This window comes from Lyngbya aestuarii BL J (assembly GCF_000478195.2).
In the GTDB taxonomy this organism is placed as follows: domain Bacteria; phylum Cyanobacteriota; class Cyanobacteriia; order Cyanobacteriales; family Microcoleaceae; genus Capilliphycus; species Capilliphycus aestuarii.
In genome coordinates this window covers 1-17474 of the sequence record NZ_AUZM01000029.1, presented here as the reverse complement: position 1 = coordinate 17474, position 17474 = coordinate 1, and the positions used below count along the sequence as shown (strand labels likewise).

General features: G+C 42.5%; 15 protein-coding genes and 1 pseudogene. 6 read left to right on the top strand and 10 right to left on the bottom strand.

All coding sequences use genetic code 11. The annotated features are described in order from the left end of the window. Positions 1 to 93: 93 nt before the first annotated feature. The 5 genes from M595_RS13765 to M595_RS13745 form a co-directional block, all read right to left on the bottom strand. Positions 94 to 468 carry a phage holin family protein gene (locus tag M595_RS13765; protein ID WP_040484093.1) on the bottom strand — a complete coding sequence of 125 codons (375 nt, stop codon included), beginning with the start codon at positions 466 to 468 and terminating at the stop codon, positions 94 to 96. 38 nt (positions 469 to 506) lie between these two features. Next, the gene (gene ychF / locus M595_RS13760; RefSeq protein ID WP_023066914.1) at positions 507 to 1598 is read right to left on the bottom strand and encodes a redox-regulated ATPase YchF; all 1092 of its coding nucleotides are present in this window, start codon (positions 1596 to 1598) and stop codon (positions 507 to 509) included. A 92-nt stretch (positions 1599 to 1690) separates the two neighbouring features. Next, complete coding sequence (locus tag M595_RS13755; protein WP_023066945.1) at positions 1691 to 2638, bottom strand: diguanylate cyclase; 948 nt, start codon at positions 2636 to 2638, stop codon at positions 1691 to 1693. A 163-nt stretch (positions 2639 to 2801) separates the two neighbouring features. Beyond that, the gene (locus M595_RS13750) at positions 2802 to 4259 is read right to left on the bottom strand and encodes an ATPase domain-containing protein (protein WP_023066901.1); all 1458 of its coding nucleotides are present in this window, start codon (positions 4257 to 4259) and stop codon (positions 2802 to 2804) included. A 222-nt stretch (positions 4260 to 4481) separates the two neighbouring features. After that, positions 4482 to 5144 (bottom strand): L-threonylcarbamoyladenylate synthase, encoded by a 663-nt coding sequence (locus M595_RS13745; RefSeq protein WP_023066894.1) that lies wholly within the window; start codon positions 5142 to 5144, stop codon positions 4482 to 4484. A 103-nt stretch (positions 5145 to 5247) separates the two neighbouring features. On the opposite strand from M595_RS13745, the gene larC reads away from it, so the two are divergent. Beyond that, the gene (gene larC / locus M595_RS13740) at positions 5248 to 6519 is read left to right on the top strand and encodes a nickel pincer cofactor biosynthesis protein LarC (RefSeq protein WP_023066940.1); all 1272 of its coding nucleotides are present in this window, start codon (positions 5248 to 5250) and stop codon (positions 6517 to 6519) included. 266 nt (positions 6520 to 6785) lie between these two features. Beyond that, positions 6786 to 7142 carry a hypothetical protein gene (locus M595_RS13735; RefSeq protein WP_040484092.1) on the top strand — a complete coding sequence of 119 codons (357 nt, stop codon included), beginning with the start codon at positions 6786 to 6788 and terminating at the stop codon, positions 7140 to 7142. Between the two features lie 426 nt (positions 7143 to 7568). On the opposite strand, the gene ypfJ is transcribed toward M595_RS13735, so the two are convergent. Next, complete coding sequence (gene ypfJ / locus M595_RS13730) at positions 7569 to 8429, bottom strand: KPN_02809 family neutral zinc metallopeptidase (RefSeq protein WP_023066886.1); 861 nt, start codon at positions 8427 to 8429, stop codon at positions 7569 to 7571. 383 nt (positions 8430 to 8812) lie between these two features. Between ypfJ and M595_RS13725 the strand changes: the two genes are divergently transcribed. Both M595_RS13725 and M595_RS13720 read left to right on the top strand, forming a co-directional pair. Continuing rightward, the gene (locus tag M595_RS13725; RefSeq protein WP_445974340.1) at positions 8813 to 9253 is read left to right on the top strand and encodes a J domain-containing protein; all 441 of its coding nucleotides are present in this window, start codon (positions 8813 to 8815) and stop codon (positions 9251 to 9253) included. A 57-nt stretch (positions 9254 to 9310) separates the two neighbouring features. Then, entirely contained in the window at positions 9311 to 9598 is a 288-nt protein-coding gene (locus M595_RS13720; RefSeq protein WP_023066910.1) for a DUF3143 domain-containing protein, read from the top strand. 47 nt (positions 9599 to 9645) lie between these two features. Here M595_RS13720 and uppS read toward each other — a convergent pair whose 3' ends face one another. From uppS to lysA, 3 genes are all read right to left on the bottom strand, one after another. After that, the gene (uppS, locus tag M595_RS13715; protein WP_023066916.1) at positions 9646 to 10395 is read right to left on the bottom strand and encodes an undecaprenyl pyrophosphate synthase; all 750 of its coding nucleotides are present in this window, start codon (positions 10393 to 10395) and stop codon (positions 9646 to 9648) included. After that, positions 10392 to 11309, bottom strand: coding sequence for a diadenylate cyclase CdaA (cdaA, locus tag M595_RS13710; protein WP_039896004.1), 918 nt, complete (start codon positions 11307 to 11309; stop codon positions 10392 to 10394). The genes uppS and cdaA overlap by 4 nt, the downstream gene beginning before the upstream one ends. A gap of 237 nt (positions 11310 to 11546) precedes the next feature. Further along, positions 11547 to 12932: a diaminopimelate decarboxylase gene (lysA, locus tag M595_RS13705; RefSeq protein WP_023066907.1), complete on the bottom strand. Its 1386-nt coding sequence runs from the start codon at positions 12930 to 12932 to the stop codon at positions 11547 to 11549. Between the two features lie 363 nt (positions 12933 to 13295). On the opposite strand from lysA, the gene rimI reads away from it, so the two are divergent. Continuing rightward, complete coding sequence (rimI, locus tag M595_RS13700) at positions 13296 to 13901, top strand: ribosomal protein S18-alanine N-acetyltransferase (RefSeq protein ID WP_023066923.1); 606 nt, start codon at positions 13296 to 13298, stop codon at positions 13899 to 13901. Between the two features lie 706 nt (positions 13902 to 14607). Next, positions 14608 to 17085: an ATP-dependent Clp protease ATP-binding subunit gene (locus M595_RS13695; protein ID WP_023066904.1), complete on the top strand. Its 2478-nt coding sequence runs from the start codon at positions 14608 to 14610 to the stop codon at positions 17083 to 17085. Between the two features lie 117 nt (positions 17086 to 17202). Here the strand turns inward: M595_RS13695 and M595_RS13690 are convergent. After that, positions 17203 to 17474: pseudogene (locus M595_RS13690) on the bottom strand (LPS export ABC transporter periplasmic protein LptC); the annotation flags it as partial.

The following is a 17474-nucleotide window of genomic DNA, read 5'->3' as shown; positions in this document are numbered from 1 at the left end:
ACCCAACGAATTGATCAAAAACTAAAAACACCGACCATTTAAACAACTTAAAAAGATCGGTGTCCTGAAAAGTTTTAAATTAAAGTGTTGTGATCAAACTCCAATAATTTGATAAATCACTGAGTTAATAATAACCAACGCCACTGAACCAATTAAAGCACTTAAGATTCCCCACTGTAAACGAAATCCAGGAACCAACCAAGCGGCGAGTCCAAAAATAGTCATATTCAGAATCAAACCTACAATAAAGGCTGAGAAAATGACATCCAGAGGTAAAGCAAAAGTTTCTAATACAGGTCGAACCAATACATTTAAAACCCCGAAAATTGCAGCCGACCACAACGCTTTTTGAAAGTTATCAATTTCGACTCCAGTAATCGGACTAAGTTGAGCAATTAAAAACAAACTAATCGCATTAACAACCCAAGCCATTAGCAAAGTAGCGGGATCATTGATGATATTTTCCATCTGAGTTGACCTCCTCAGTTATGTTTTTGGATTACGCCCTACACATTAAACCGAAATAGCAACACATCTCCCTCTTGTACAGTATACTCTTTCCCTTCTGAACGCACCAACCCTTTTTCTTTCGCCCCATTCATCGAACCTGTACTCACTAAATCCTGATAAGCAACGGTTTCAGCGCGAATAAAACCCCGTTCAAAATCGGTATGAATAACCCCTGCGGCTTGGGGAGCTAACATTCCCGACTGAATTGTCCAAGCGCGAGTTTCTTTTGGCCCAGTTGTTAGAAATGTTCGTAAACCCAAGAGTTGATAAGTCGCCTTAATTAAAGATTTTAAACCCCCTTCTTTCCCCCCCAAAGACTCTAGAAAATCCGCTCGTTCTTCCGGGGGTAATTCAACCAATTCTGATTCAACTTGAGCCGAAATAATCACAACTTGAGCATTTTCTTGAGCCGCCACTTCCCGAACTTTTTCCACCCAATCATTCCCGGTTGCCAAATCATCTTCTGAAACATTTGTAGCGTAAATAATCGGTTTTTGAGTTAACAATTCTAAGACTTTAACGGCTTCTAATTCTTCTTCTGTTAAATCTGCTTGTCTGGCGGATTTTCCTTCATTCAAAACAGCCGTTAACTTCTCTAAAGCACCCAACTCCAACTGAGCCTCTTTACTGGTACGAGCGAGCTTACGAACTCGTTCCATCCGACGTTCAATTTGAGCTAAATCTGCGAGTCCTAATTCTAGATTAATGATCTCAATATCTCGCACCGGATCAATCGAACCCGAAACATGAATAATATCATCATTTTCAAAGCAGCGAACCACATGAATAATGGCGTCAACTTGACGAATATTAGCCAAAAATTTATTTCCCAATCCTTCGCCCTGACTCGCACCTTTGACTAATCCTGCAATATCAACAAATTCAATCCGAGTCGGGATAATTTGTTCAGAATTAGAAATTTTGGCTAATACCTCTAAGCGTTCATCCGGTACGGCGACAACACCCACATTCGGTTCAATGGTACAAAACGGAAAATTCGCGGCTGTGGCTTTAGCATTGGCAACCACAGCATTAAATAAGGTTGATTTACCAACATTCGGAAGTCCAACAATTCCAGCTCTGAGCATATCGCAAATTAAAAGGTGTTACCTTTGTAACAATAGCAGACCGATGGCTTGTTTTGTAAACCCTTTTTGTGAATTCGGGATGTTTAGCTCGCTCAAGACTTCAAAGGTTTGAGAATAAAACGATTTTTTCCTTCCATTTTAGCTTGATAGAGAGCTTGATCTGAAATGTCTATCAAAGAGAGAGGAGACTCTTCACAACAGGGAATTCCCCCCGCAATTCCCATACTGAGCGTTACGGATGAACTCACGAGAGAAGCAGAGTGAGGAATGGCTAATTCTTGTATCGCCTCTTGAATTCGTTCAGCAATATAAATTGCTCCTTCAGCAGACGTATTGGGTAAAATAATTGCAAATTCTTCACCCCCATAACGAGCAACCAAATCAGCAGGACGCCGTACTACTTCGTAAAGGGTTTGAGCAACTTTAATCAAGCATTCATCTCCTGCAAGATGTCCGAAAGTATCATTATAATTTTTAAAACAGTCAATATCGCATAAAATCAAAAATAAGGATTTTTGTTCACGACATAATCGCAACCATTCTTGATTTAATGTCTCATCAAAACAACGACGATTAGGAATTTGAGTTAAACCATCTAGAGTTGCTAGGATTAATAATTGTTTATTTTTTGCTTCGAGTTCTTGTTGGAGTAAATGTTCTTCGTTGATCTGCTTTTTGAGTTGGAGAGACATTCTTCGCACTCGGAGTAAAGCTTCTATTCTTAAAAAAAGTTCTGGTTTTTCTATCGGACTAAAAATAACTTCATCCACACTTTGCCAAACTTGAGCTGTTAATCGTCCAGCATATTCTCGAGGGGTAATGAATAAAAAGGGTAAAAAAATAGGTTCAGAAGCTTTATTTTTTATTTGAATTGATGGGTAATGTTTTTTGAGCATGACTCCATCTAGCAAACATAAATCAAAGTCTTGATGCCAAATCTGCTCATTCTCATCCAGAAGAACTTGATAGTGTTTTTCCAGGAGTTTAACTAAAAGATTACAGTTTTCTTTATGAGCAACCAACAGTAAAATACAATTCATAATATTTGACCAATAAAGCTGCAAAGTTCATCCAGCTTACAGCGATGAAACAGAGAAAAAATGACAGATTAAATTAGATTTTAATCATTGATAATAACTCCCAAAAAATAGTTAAACTGAGATCAATGTCTAACTTGATAAGCGATAAATCATCTGATGCTTTCTATATTGGTTCATCGAGATCATCAAAGCGAATAATCTCGGGATTTCCACTGAGAATTCCTCGCAAATTTGTGAGAGGTTTTCCGACTTTAATTCCATAACGAGTAATCGAAATTTCTCGGAGTGTTTTTTCAAAGTCACTCAGTCGTTTTTTGAGTACACCAATCGCTTTGCGAAGTTCACCTCGAATTTCTAGATACCGCATGAAAATAATATTATCCGCTAAATAGGATATCCCCAATTCTGTCACCCGAAAATCCCCTGTTATCCATTCCATCTCATTAATTAATAAGGTTGCAACTCCCATATTTTTGAGATAGCGACATAGACTATGAAGATGATTGGTTAAGTTTTCTTGCTGAAAAGACAGCCGATAACCTGACATACTATCAATCATAACAATTTGAGCAGACTGTTTCTCAACTTCTTGTCGGACAATATTCGCAAACTCATCGGGTGTGTAGAGTAGAGGTTCAATCGACAAAATACACAAAGTTCCCCGTTCAACCATCGCTTTGACTGGGATATTTACGGACTCACAACGACGAGTCAGTGTATCGATTGATTCCTCAAACGTACAAACCAATGAGCGCTCACCTCGACCCGCAGCTTCTTTCATAAATTGCATTCCTAAAGTCGTTTTTCCGACTCCAGAAGGGCCACTAATAATAGTAATTGTACTGCGTTCTAAACCTCCTTGCAACAGTTCATCTAAATCGGGAATTCCAGAGGAAATAGTTTCAGTCGGAAAACTTTGTTTAAATTCATCAGGAAGTAATCGTGGAAAAATCAGCACACCAGAATCGGTGAGTCGCATTGCATGATTTCCTGGACGAAAGTTAGAACTGCGAAACTTAGAAATACTTAAGTTACGTCCGTAGGAATTAAACTCTAAATTAATGATACCATCACTGATAAATTGTAGTTCTTCATCAGGAGCTTCTGAACTGCTTTCTGTTGTAAGTAATACTGTGATTTTACGTTCTTTCAGAAATTTCAGAAAAGCACTAATTTGTTTATGAAAAATAAACTTATCATTAGCCAAATAGCGAAATTGAGTTATTGAGTCAATAAAAACTCGTTGAGGTTTGAGGGTTTCGATTTGTGCAACAATTTTTTGTGTAAGTGGATCTCGTTCAACATCAGCAGGTGAAAAAATATCATAACTTTGAGCTTGAGTAAAAAACTCTGAACTGGGACTCAAATCGAGAAAATGAAACTTATTTTGATCAAAATTTAATGCTGAAGCAATACTGCGTAGCTGAACTTCTGCTTCTCCCAAAGTAATAAATAGGCTGATCTCTCCCTCTAAAATTCCTGCTTGCAAAAAGTGTAACCCAATCGTCGTTTTGCCACATCCTGGCCCACCTCGAACGATATAAGCACGTTCAGAAATTAATCCTCCATAAAGAACTTCATCTAAGCCAGAAATACCTGTTGAAAGACGATTTTGATTCATGTTTTAAGTTGCAACCAATAATTAAAAAGTAGCGATGAAAGAATTGACAGAGAACTGATTAAATCATCATATCCTGATTAATAAGTATTTTAAATTCCGATTTTAAGTTATTAACTTTTTTTCATATTTTTGTATTATTTCTTATTAAAAATTAAGATTAATTTTAATGTTTTTGGAGAGAATTAGATTGATTAATCTTAATAAATTATTCCTTTTTAACTCTCATTCCACCCAATTCGCTGCGGCTTCCCATCCTTTCCCCTCTCGGACTAAAATCGGTTCATCCCCTGTTAGATCCAAAATAGTAGAAACTTGATAACCCGGATCAGAACTATCATCAACAATAATATCCACCAACTTTTCTAAACAATCAAACAACTCAGCTTTTCCCATATTTCCATCAATAGGAAGGGCTATAGGAGCCTGTCCTTCTTCCTCATTAGTGATGTGTGCAGAAGTAGAAATGATCGGATTTCCTAACTTTTCAATTAAAGCCAAACAAAAATGATTATCGGGGACTCGAATTCCAGTTGTTTTTCGTTTAGGAGACATCACCAGACGCGGTACTAACTTTGTTGCCGGGAGTAAAAACGTATAGCTTCCGGGAATTAACCGCTTAATAATTCGATAAGCCGGATCGCTAACGTTTGCATAATCAGAAATATTAGACAATGAGGAACACAGAAACGTCAAGGGTTTATCATTAGAAAGTTGCTTGATTTGTCGTACCCGTTCAACCGCCGATTTGACAGTCAGATCACAACCAATTGCATAAACCGTATCCGTTGGATAAAGCATCACCGCCCCTGATCGCAGATCCGCAATCACTTTTGCGATCGTCCGTTCTTGCGGGTTTTGGGGATGAACTTCGTAATAAGTCGCCATAGATTTAATCTTAGAAATTCGGTTGAGACTTAAGGGTTTTGATTTTAGATTAAAGTGTGAGAAGGCTAATTTTCCCTCGAACACTCACCACAGACACCAAACCATGACCAAAATCGCCTATTTTCAATGTCCAACAGGTATCGCAGGCGATATGTGCCTTGGAGCCTTAGTTCATGCGGGAGTACCCCTAGAGTACATCACCGAAAAACTAGAACATTTAGGGCTTTCCTCAGAATATCGGCTTTGGGCGGAATCCATTCACCGCAATGGTCAGTTAGCTACAAAAGTTCATGTTGATCTTACCCATTCTCCCACTGAACATCACCACCATCATCACCCAGATCATCCTACCGTTATTCGCCATCTACCCGACATTGAGAATATTATTCTATCAGCTCGATTACCCAAACGCGCAGAAACTTGGAGTTTAGCTATTTTCCGTGAACTGGCTGAAGCCGAAGGAGCCGTTCACGGGATTTTACCTCAAAAAGTTCATTTTCACGAAGTCGGCGCGACAGATGCCATTGTTGATATTGTCGGGACTTGCTTGGGTTTAGACTGGTTAGAGATTGAACAATTGTATTGTTCGGCCTTACCAACGGGTGGAGGGTTGATTCGTGCAGCACATGGTCAGCTTCCTGTTCCTGCACCTGCCGTTTTAAAGTTATTTGAAAGTGGTCAAGTTCCAGTTTACAGTAATAACATTGAAAAAGAATTAGTAACACCAACCGGAGCCGCGATCGTTGTGACTCTCGCCAAAACCTTCGGACAACCTCCAGCGATGTCCATTCAAAAAGTCGGTTTAGGTGCAGGTTCACGAGATTTACCGTTACCGAATATTTTACGACTTTGGATCGGAGAATCTTCACAAACAACTGCTTCTCCACTTTCCTCAACTTCTAAACATTCAACTCCAGAACCTTCGACTGTAGAAACGATTTCTGTTTTAGAAACCCAAATAGACGATCTCAGTCCCCAAGCGATCGCTTTTACTTTAGAAGAATTATTTGCTGTCGGAGCGTTGGATGTCTTTACCCAACCTATAACCATGAAAAAATCTCGCTTAGGCGTTTTATTAACTGTGATTTGTCATCCCGAAAAACAAACCGTTTGTGAGGATATTTTATTTAAGAATACCACAACATTAGGGATTCGTTCGACTCAACAAAAACGGCGAATTTTAAAGAGAAAAATGCAAACTATAGATACACCTTATGGTTCTATTGAAATTAAAGTTGCCTATTCAGGAGACAAGTTAGTTAATGTTCAACCCGAATATGAAGACTGTGCTAAACTCGCCCGACATCATCAAGTGAGTTGGTTAGATGTTCATCGAACCGCATTAGAAAATTGGTACAGTTCTCAAAGTAAATAAGTGCAGCATTGATAAACTAAGTTTTAACCACCGATCAACTAGAAATTAAACTGAAGTCAATCAAGACACACAATGGCTAAGTCTACAAATTAACAAAACCTGCTTGTCAGATGATTATTTTTATGATAGTCTGCTAAACAAAGCTCAGGGAAAGATATTAACCTAAATATTGCTCCTATTCACTTTGTCAAGCTGAGAATCATTAACAAATCTGAGCTAGGCTAATGTTTTCTACTAAATATTGAGGATAAGGTATAAAAATTAAGATGACTTTTGTGGCGTTTTTTTGGGTTTTTAGTATTCTTTTTGCTGGCGTAGGTTTCATTCTACCTGTGCAAGCTAATTCCATCGGCAATACATTCCTAGAAATTGCTCAATCCCCGAGTCCAGTTACTTACATGACTCCGCAAAATGATGACGAAATAGCGGTTCAACTTGAAGAAGGCGAATTCTTTTTCTCAGGAATACTCAAACGAACTGTAGACAACAATTTTATTGGTGAAGATGAACAAGTTCGCGTTATCTATGATCGGGATACAAGTCGAGTTGTGGTGATTAATAAGGTAAAAGGTGATGAATTCTACAACTACTTTTTCTCAGAAGTAGATGAAGGTTATCTATAATTTCAGAAGTCAAAGCTGGTGTCGAGTTATAATTGTTAATGAGGTTCAAAAACAAGTTTTGAATATTCAATCAAATATCGGAGGTCAAACTTGTGGATAAATGCCCACAATGTAATTCTGAAAAATTAATTCCCCATGTCAGAGTTATAGATAGAGCCAATTCAGGCGAGATGAATCTGACAGCTGTAGTCTACGAGAGACCTGGTAATTTACCCCTTCCCCTTCTTAGAGGCGGACAAAAATCTGAACTTAGGGCAACAATCTGCGGGGAATGCGGTTATACCATACTAAAAGCTGAGAATCCAGATAAACTCTTGCTTTGCTTATCAAAAAGCAAAGCAATACGGTTAATTTAAAAAGGGAGGATTTCAACATTCTTCCCTCCAAATACAATTAAAATAAACCTTCGTAAAATTACAAATTAAATCACAAACTTTCTGTTGCAAACGTATTGCATTCATCTATATTTCCTGTTTGTAAACCTTGCTTGAACCAACGCACTCGTTGAGCCGAAGTTCCATGAGTAAACGAATCCGGTACTACATAACCTTGTGCTTGGCGTTGTAAACGATCATCCCCAATACTACTCGCCGCATTAATCCCTTCTTCTATGTCGCCTTGTTCGAGAATTTGTTCGGCTTTTTGAGTACGATTTGCCCAAACTCCAGCAAAACAATCAGCCTGCAATTCTTGTCGAACCGAAAGTTCATTAGCCTCAACTCGATTAACTTGACGTTGTAAATTATTCACCTGTTGAGAAATCCCCAATAACGTCTGAACATGGTGTCCGACTTCATGAGCAATCACATAAGCTTGAGCAAAATCCCCCGGTGCATTAAGATTATATTTTAGTTGTTTATAGAAGCCTAAATCAATATAAACGTTTTGATCACGCGGACAATAAAAAGGGCCTGTCGCAGCTTGAGCATATCCACAAGCCGACTCAACAGCATCAGTAAATAAGACTAACTTGGGTTCAACATAAGTTTCGCCTCTTTCACGGAATATTTCATCCCAAGTATCCTCGGTATAACCCAGAACAACAGAGACAAAATCAACTAATTCTTCCTCCTCTGGAGAACCGGAAGTTACGCTAGAATCTGGAGAGGAACTTTGTTCAGAGGGTACTGATTGTTCAAAAATAATACTCGGATCAACCCCTAAAAACAGAGCCGCAATCACCAGAAGGACAGTACCAATACCTCCACCGACAGCTACACGTCCCCCAGCCGAACTTCCCCGTCTATCCTCTACATTGTCACTCCGCCGCCCCAATTGCCAACGCATAAATGATCACCCTCTTGAGAGTTTATTGCTGAATAATCCAATAAAGCTTAAGTTAATATTACGTTGAACAAAGGTATTTCTTCTCTGCCCAATGGAATAATTCCAATCAGTCTTAATCTCAAAACATTAGAGAGACTCGTCATTAGTTGATGATCGGTTTCATCAAAAAACAGTTAAGGGGATTTCACGGCGATCGCTTGCGAATCTGTGAGGAGAGTGTCAAAATATAGTGAACAAATTGTAAATCTTCTGTTCAGCTTTAGATTACTGTGAAGGGTCAGAACGTTCACTCAGCTTATACGAACAGATCATCAGCCTCAAGACATCGTTCTTGGGTAGGAACCTACTATGGTTTACTCGGGCTTCATCCTTCCGCTTCCTCCATAGAAATTCGTCGCGCCTACAGAAAACTCAGCAAGCAGTATCATCCCGACACCACAGAATTATCAAAAACCGTCGCGACAGCCAAATTTCAACATCTTAATGAAGCCTACGCTACCCTCAGTAATCCTGAACGTCGTCAGGCTTATGATCTCAAAATTCGCTATTCTCGTTACAATGTCATTCAAGCTTCTCATCCATTCGAGAATTCCAGGAGTTCTGGCTCTAACCGTTCTTCTTCTTCGGCCTATCTCGATCCAACAGATCGGCCTTTATCACCCGGAGAATTATTCGCCGTATTAATGATGGCATTAAGTTTAATCGCTTGTCTAATTCTAGCGATCGCCATCGGTTTAGCCCGTTCAGAGTTTAGCTTAGAACCAATTCAGCCGCCCGGAGTTTTGATTCGGAGTCTGCGACTTCTCATAATTCCCAATGGATAAACAAGTTAGAATAAATTTCTGAAACTTTCAACTTTTTAACTCTCAACCGTAACTGTTATGGCTCTTGACAATCTTGATCTCCCGAGTCCAGAAACCCCCTTATACAATCATACCCTTCCCAAAATCGAAGCCTGGTTGCGATCGCAAGGTTGTCAACAAGACTCCAAAGAACTAAATGCTTGGTTTGTACAAACACCAACCTGGAAAGCGCAACTCTGGCTGGATGTCGAGCAAATCTCAGTTCGCTACATCGAAGCGGGAGTTGAAAACCAAGATATCCAACGCTCCTTTAAATATTCCCTGAGTCGCCAGGACATAGAAGAAGCTGTTTTTACAGGGCCATGAGAGCGTTGGATCTTTTTACCGTTATTGACGATTAGTTTAGATCAAGTTTAGACCTTACCAAACCGTCGATCACGTTTTTGATAGGAACACAAGGCTAGATGAAATTCTGAGCTGTCAAAATCTGGCCATAAGGTATCAGTGACATAAATTTCAGCATAAGCCATTTGCCAAAGTAAGAAATTACTAATCCGCATTTCTCCACTGGTGCGAATCAGCAAATCGGGGTGAGACAATCCGGCGGTATAAAGATGTTTTTCAAATAAAACTTCATCTATATCATCAGGATTTAATTGTCCTTGCTGAACTTGACTCGCAATTTCCTGACAAGCCCGGATAATTTCTTGACGTCCCCCGTAATTCGTTGCCACGTTAAATAAAATGCCGTGATTGTTGCGCGTAGACTCCCTAGATTCTTCAATCTTGGCTTGCAAAGAAGTTGGTAAAGCATTCAAATTCCCCACGAACTGAATTCGCACCTCCTCCTCCATCATCTCGCGCAGTTCCCGCATCAGTACACGCTCAAACAAAGCCATTAAAAAATCCACTTCTTCGAGCGGACGGCCCCAGTTTTCCGTAGAAAACGCATAAGCGGTTAAGGCTTCAATCCCCCAATCCCGACAGCAGCGCAGCAGTTCTTTGAGCGTTTCTACCCCCTGACGATGACCCATTGTACGCGGCCATCCCCGACGTTTAGCCCAACGACCATTACCATCCATAATGACGGCAATATGTTTAGGCAGTCGGTTGGGATCGAGGTCGGCAGGTAACTCGTATACAACCCTTTGCTTTGCAGTCATTGTTTCTCCCGAGAAGCTGATGAACGAAGACGAAACACCCGCGATATTAATGCCCATCCCTTTGATCCAATCTGGCGTTTAAGACTTCCAATTGAGATGGGAGCTGTTTTTCTGTCATCACCAGACGGAAACGAGCGAGCCTCTAGTAGTTCCTTTAGTTTACTGCTCGTTAGGGGTCGATTCAGAACACCTTTTTCTGCAAGTGAAATTGATCCGGTTTCTTCCGATACAACAATACATAAACATTTAGCGACTCGCTCTGTAATCCCCATCGCCGCTCGGTGACGAGTTCCGAGTTGTCGAGAAGCCATCCGTTCCGATAGGGGTAAAATAACACCTGCTGCCGAAACGCGAGACGCTCGAATCAATACCGCACCATCATGCAGTAAGGTTTTGGGTTGAAAGAGAGTTTGTAGTAGTTCTTTAGACACTTCAGCATTAAGCTTGACACCCGGTACGGAAAAATCCCGTTCATCAATAGGACTTCCCGTTTCGATGATAATTAAAGCACCTGTACGGTTTTGGGATAACTCTTTAACGGCTTCCACGATCTGATCAATAACGCTATCGGGTTCGGGAATCGCTTTACGCCCTCGTCCAAACAGTTGTAAAACTTCCCCTCGACCCAATTGTTCTAGAAACTGGCGAAATTCCGACTGCAACATTACAGCCATTGCTACCGCAGAACCCGTCACTAGACTATTGAGGGCGATTGATAACAGTCTCAAATTTGCCCAGTTGCTGATCGCTGTAGCCAGCATCAGGATGATAAACCCCCTGACCATCCACAGCGTTCGACGCTCTCCAATGATGACTAGCACCATGTACGCGACAGCAAAGACCAGTCCAATATCAATACTATGAACTAACCAGGACTGCATCCAGCCAGGGTCATTACTAGGACCCGATTTCATTGAACTTGATGAGATTGAGCTAAGTGGTCTTATCTATGGTACAAAGTGAACTGTTGGAAGGTCGAGTGCATTCGGAAACCGTTACCTCAGATTGAGAAGGGTTTGAGCCAATTGCTTTCGGCTTTCCTCAAAGAGAATAACAATAACTCCAAAATCGTCACCGCAGAGAGTAACGCTTGACCTCCAATTCAATCCCTTTTTGAGTGAATCGCACTCAGCACCGTTCCTTATTGTCCCTTACAATGCAGCGAGTCGTTCTGGTAAACGATCTTGCCGAATTAGGTCTTCATAGGTTTCTCGTTCTAAAATCAGGTTACACTCTCCTCCGGAGACTAAAACTGCCGCAGGTCGAGATAAGCGATTGTAGTTAGAAGCCATGCTGTAATTGTAAGCTCCCGTTGCCAGAACCGCCAAAATATCACCCGGTTCACAGGGTGGTAATTGAGCATCTTTGATGACAATATCCCCTGACTCACAATGTTTTCCGGCGACTGTTACGGTTTCGCTTAAAGGAGCAGACATCCGGTTGACTAGCACGACTCGATAAACAGATTGATAGGTAATCGGTCGGGGATTATCCGACATTCCCCCATCTACAGCAACATAGGTGCGAATTCCTGGAATTTGTTTTTGAGAACCAACCGTATAAGCTGTGATACAAGCAGGCCCAACAATTGATCGTCCGGGTTCACACAACAGCTTGGGAAGTTCAATATTCTGCTGTTGACAGGCTTTAACCATCGCTTGACAAACTGTTTTCGCCCAAGTCTCAATACTGGGAGGATCATCAGCTTCCGTATAGCGAATTCCCAATCCCCCGCCCACATTCACTTCAGTAATATTTAAGCCATATTGACTGGCTTTGGTGATCGCATCAACAATCACACTGGCTAGATCTCCATGAGGTTGAAGTTCAAAGATCTGAGAACCAATGTGAGCGTGTAAACCCACACAACTCAGCCCAGGTTGTTGAGCGATAGCGCTAAAAACCGCATCAAATTGATTGGGATCAAAGCCAAATTTGCTGTCAAGATGCCCAGTGCGGATATACTCATGGGTGTGACATTCAATTCCCGGTGTCAAACGAACCATCACTCGAATTGGAGTTTGAGTTGATCTCTGTTCCGACAACTGAGCCAGCATTTGTAAGTCTAGCCAATTGTCGATCACAATCGTGCAACCCGTCTCTATAGCCAAGAGGATCTCATCTCTAGATTTATTATTTCCGTGTAAATAGAGCGTCTTGGGATCAACATTAGCGGTGATCGCGGTGTAGAGTTCACCCCCCGAAACCACATCTAAACCCAAGCCTTCTGATGCGACTAAAGCACAAATCGCCAAACAACTCCAGGCTTTCGAGGCATAGAGAACAAGAGATTCACCTGGATAATAACGCGCTAAAGCTTCTCGATACTGGCAACAAGCCGCACGTAGGGTTTGTTCGTCTACAATGTAGAGAGGTGAGCCAAATCGCTCCACCAGAAGCTTGACATCACAGCCACCAATTTCCAGGTGATCGTGATCGTTGACCCGAGCGCTCAAAGGTAAAAGTTCCTGATTCGGTGAGCGAGTTTCGGGGATCTGTGTTGATTGAGGTAGATATTGGAGTCCTGAGTTTTCCACGCTTGTGTATATTGAGTTAATCTCGGTCACGCCACTACCCGCCCAACGGCATGGTCACTTCCGGTTTTACAGGGTCATTGCCACGGCTAACCGAGGTCAGCTTTGCTCCCCGGTTGTTAGAATCTTTTTTGGGCATCCACCCCATACACGAACTTAGTGTACAGTGGGTTTCAGCTTATGTGAACTGGGCGGTACGCGCTCAGGCGGGTCAATGACCAATTTGATTGTACATCAAAATCTGGACTAAACAATCATCGAGCTTCGCTTTCCAACTGAACATTTTCTCAAAACGGAAAGCGGAAAATTTGACCGACTGATCGTTAAAATTGAGCCGACACCCGACATAGCAAGAGTGATTTCAACGTGGTTTGGTTAGAACTTCAATCTTTAACTTCTGAACAGCTTCCTGCTGCTGTTGAACTGGATCAGCAGTGTTTAGGGGGACTATGGACACAGTCCGGTTATCAACGGGAGCTAGACAGTCCCAATAGTGATTTGCTGGCCTGGGTGGTGGTTGAGGACGGTGCGACTCCTACTGTCAGGGGGCAAAATTTAAGATTTGAGGTGCAAGATTCCCCTTTAAGACCCGAGCAGACTCTGGTGGGCGTTGGCTGTCTGTGGGCGATTTTAGAGGAAGCTCATATTACTTTACTATTGATTCATCCCGATTATCAGGGACAAGGCTTAGGACAAGGGTTGTTGTATGCGTTACTGAAGTCAGCTTGGCATCGTCAACTTGAACGAGCAACCTTAGAAGTCCGAGTGTCTAACGACAAAGCCCTGGCTCTTTACCGTAAATTTGGGTTTAAAGAAGCCGGACGCCGACACCATTATTATTCTGATACCGGAGAAGATGCTCTCATTCTCTGGAGAAGCGGCTTACAGCATCGTGAGTTTAGCCGCACTTTGGGGAGTTGGTATCAACAGATTTGTGATCGTTCACGCCAACCTTACTCTAAAAAACATTAAGATTAAAAGGAAGTTTAAGAAAATTTGCATTCAGCATCAGTTTACTCCATGGATTCCGGTTGATTCCGGTGGGTTCGACAATCGCTGATTCATTGACTTTGGGTAAGCTTGTGGGACATCTCTAATCCGTTAGGTTAGCAATCCGTTCAACAAAGAAACCCGAACCATCCCCAAAGTGATTGTGCTAGAATCCATCATTAAATCTAAAACAAACTGTGTTTTAAGAAGTGACAGAGAGACAACCTCTATACAGAATGAAAATTCAGTTCAAAGTAGGTTGGCTCTATAAACTTAGACACTCGGTGTTGACTTCAACAGAGGTTGAAATTCATCCGAGAGTATCAGTTGAACAGGCGTGGTCTGTGTTCTCCGTTACAGTAATTCTTTGGATACCTTAGACAGAGAATTGATTCTTAAAATTCGGCAAACTTGTTCCTGAGAAATCAGCACAACTGCCCAGTGAGGATCAACGGATAAACAGACAAGAATCAGATCCAACGAAGAGAAATCTTCACAGGCTAAAAGGGAAAGGTTGTCAGTCTACTCCTCAATTGGATTTTTCCAGTTGCATCAGACGATTCAGCCCCGAACTAGAGGCTACCCCAGAAAAATTAAACATTATTTAAGATCATTTAATTTTTCGGGAGTTGAAAGTGTCACGCTAAAATTAGCGTAACGGGTATGCAGCAGGTGGTGGAAATTTGCCATGTTTGAACGCTTCACAGAAAAAGCAATTAAAGTAATCATGTTAGCCCAGGAGGAAGCACGTCGCCTGGGTCATAACTTCGTCGGAACCGAGCAGATTCTTCTAGGTCTGATCGGGGAAGGAACAGGCGTTGCGGCCAAGGTGCTGAAGTCGATGGGGGTTAACCTCAAAGACGCTCGCATTGAGGTCGAAAAGATCATCGGTCGGGGTTCGGGATTTGTCGCCGTCGAAATTCCCTTTACCCCCCGTGCCAAGCGTGTTCTTGAACTCTCCCTAGAAGAAGCTCGCCAACTGGGGCATAACTATATTGGTACTGAACATCTCCTTCTTGGCCTGATCCGTGAAGGAGAAGGGGTAGCCGCTAGAGTCCTGGAAAATCTAGGAGTTGACCTCTCGAAAGTCAGAACTCAGGTGATTCGGATGCTCGGAGAAACTGCCGAAGTGACAGCCGGAGGCAGTGGTAGCCGCACGAAGACACCGACCTTAGACGAGTTCGGCTCGAATTTAACCCAAATGGCAGCCGAAGGGAAGCTTGATCCCGTTGTCGGTCGTCAGAAAGAAATCGAACGGGTGATCCAAATTCTGGGTCGCCGGACGAAAAATAACCCAGTTTTAATCGGAGAACCGGGAGTCGGTAAAACGGCGATCGCCGAAGGATTAGCCCAACGGATTGCCCAAAACGACATTCCCGACATTTTAGAAGAAAAGCGGGTCGTTACTCTCGATATTGGTTTATTGGTCGCCGGAACCAAGTATAGAGGGGAATTTGAAGAACGACTGAAGAAAATTATGGATGAGATCCGCTCGGCGGGTAATGTCATCCTGGTGATTGACGAAGTTCACACCCTGATCGGTGCGGGAGCAGCAGAAGGGGCAATTGATGCGGCAAATATCCTCAAACCCGCTTTGGCGCGAGGAGAATTGCAATGTATCGGTGCAACGACCCTTGATGAGTACCGCAAGCACATCGAACGGGATGCCGCCTTAGAACGCCGTTTCCAACCCGTGATGGTCGGTGAACCGAGCGTCAGTGAAACCGTTGAGATTCTCTATGGTCTGCGCGAACGCTATGAACAGCACCACAAGCTGAAAATTCTCGACGAGGCCCTAGAAGCTGCCGCGAAACTCTCAGATCGATATATCAGCGATCGCTATTTACCCGATAAAGCGATTGACTTGATCGATGAAGCCGGATCTCGCGTCCGTTTGATTAACTCCCAACTGCCTCCCGCGGCCAAAGAACTCGATAAAGAACTGCGTCAGGTTCTCAAAGAAAAAGACGATTCAGTTCGTTCCCAAGACTTTGACCGGGCCGGAGAACTTCGCGATCGCGAAATGGAAATCAAGTCTCAAATTCGAGCGATCGCCCAAACCAAGAAATCTGAAACCAATACCACAGAGGATGATTCCCCGATGGTAACGGAAGAAGATATCGCCCACATCGTCGCCAGTTGGACAGGAATTCCGGTGAATAAACTCACCGAGTCTGAGTCTGAAAAGCTGCTGCACATGGAAGATACCCTGCATCAGCGTTTAATTGGTCAAGAAGAAGCGGTTAAAGCGGTTTCTCGCGCCATTCGTCGCGCTCGGGTGGGCTTAAAGAACCCCAATCGACCGATTGCCAGCTTTATCTTCTCTGGCCCAACTGGAGTGGGTAAAACAGAACTCACCAAAGCCTTAGCGACTTACTTCTTCGGATCAGAAGAAGCAATGATTCGCTTAGATATGTCTGAGTTCATGGAACGTCATACCGTTTCTAAGCTGATCGGTTCGCCTCCCGGTTATGTCGGGTACAACGAAGGCGGTCAACTGACTGAAGCCGTGCGTCGGCGTCCTTACACGGGGGTTCTATTCGACGAAATCGAAAAAGCCCACCCCGATGTCTTCAATATGTTGCTACAAATTTTAGAAGACGGACGCTTGACTGATGCGAAAGGTCGCACGGTAGACTTCAAAAATACCTTGATCATTATGACCTCCAACATTGGATCGAAGGTGATCGAAAAAGGTGGCGGTGGTTTAGGATTTGAGTTCTCCGAAAATGAATCTGATGCTCAGTATCATCGGATTCGTAACTTGGTTAACGAAGAACTGAAGCAATACTTCCGTCCAGAATTCCTCAACCGTCTCGATGAGATTATTGTCTTCCGTCAATTGACGAAGGATGAGGTTAAGGAAATTGCGGTGATTATGCTCAACGAAGTCTTTCGTCGTCTGACGGAAAAAGGCATTAAGTTGGAAATCACTGATCGGTTCAATGAACGCTTAGTTGAGGAAGGTTACAACCCCAGCTACGGCGCTCGTCCCTTACGTCGGGCGATCATGCGCTTACTCGAAGATAGCTTGGCTGAAGAAATTCTCTCAGGTCGCATCGGTGAGGGCGATACCGCCGTTGTTGATGTCGATGGAGAGGGTCAAGTCACAGTTGCCCAAGGAGAAAAAGAAAAGCGGGAATTGTTACCGCAAACGGCTGAATAATCAGTTACTGTTGAGCTATCTCTAGCTCAACTTGAGTAACATCTCATAAATTTAATCAGGGGTATAACAACTGTTGTACCCCTTTCTATTCGGTTTTGTTTGTTTGGAGAACTCCTGTTAAGGAACAAACTCAGTCACAACCTGACCCCCGCTTTGATCCCCAGTCACCACAATGGTATCACTGGTAAACTCACCCACTGCTCGATTTCCCCTTAAAGTCAAAGGTGGATCAATTTGACGGTAAACAACATTACCTTGAGCCTGAAACTGTTGTTGGGATGTAGACCAAGTTAACTGATTCGTATTCAACTGAGCTTGACGCTTTTGACCGATCGCCACAACATTTCCGACTAAATCAAATTGTTCAGCTTTGATATCACCCCATCCCT

What these genes read in the sequence shown, in the direction of transcription:
- M595_RS13765 (WP_040484093.1), bottom strand. Translation starts at nt 468, where the DNA reads ATGGAAAATATCATCAATGATCCCGCTACTTTGCTAATGGCTTGGGTT.
- ychF (WP_023066914.1), bottom strand. Translation starts at nt 1,598, where the DNA reads ATGCTCAGAGCTGGAATTGTTGGACTTCCGAATGTTGGTAAATCAACC.
- M595_RS13755 (WP_023066945.1), bottom strand. Translation starts at nt 2,638, where the DNA reads ATGAATTGTATTTTACTGTTGGTTGCTCATAAAGAAAACTGTAATCTT.
- M595_RS13750 (WP_023066901.1), bottom strand. Translation starts at nt 4,259, where the DNA reads ATGAATCAAAATCGTCTTTCAACAGGTATTTCTGGCTTAGATGAAGTT.
- M595_RS13745 (WP_023066894.1), bottom strand. Translation starts at nt 5,144, where the DNA reads ATGGCGACTTATTACGAAGTTCATCCCCAAAACCCGCAAGAACGGACG.
- larC (WP_023066940.1), top strand. Translation starts at nt 5,248, where the DNA reads ATGACCAAAATCGCCTATTTTCAATGTCCAACAGGTATCGCAGGCGAT.
- M595_RS13735 (WP_040484092.1), top strand. Translation starts at nt 6,786, where the DNA reads ATGACTTTTGTGGCGTTTTTTTGGGTTTTTAGTATTCTTTTTGCTGGC.
- ypfJ (WP_023066886.1), bottom strand. Translation starts at nt 8,429, where the DNA reads ATGCGTTGGCAATTGGGGCGGCGGAGTGACAATGTAGAGGATAGACGG.
- M595_RS13720 (WP_023066910.1), top strand. Translation starts at nt 9,311, where the DNA reads ATGGCTCTTGACAATCTTGATCTCCCGAGTCCAGAAACCCCCTTATAC.
- uppS (WP_023066916.1), bottom strand. Translation starts at nt 10,395, where the DNA reads ATGACTGCAAAGCAAAGGGTTGTATACGAGTTACCTGCCGACCTCGAT.
- cdaA (WP_039896004.1), bottom strand. Translation starts at nt 11,309, where the DNA reads ATGAAATCGGGTCCTAGTAATGACCCTGGCTGGATGCAGTCCTGGTTA.
- M595_RS13695 (WP_023066904.1), top strand. Translation starts at nt 14,608, where the DNA reads ATGTTTGAACGCTTCACAGAAAAAGCAATTAAAGTAATCATGTTAGCC.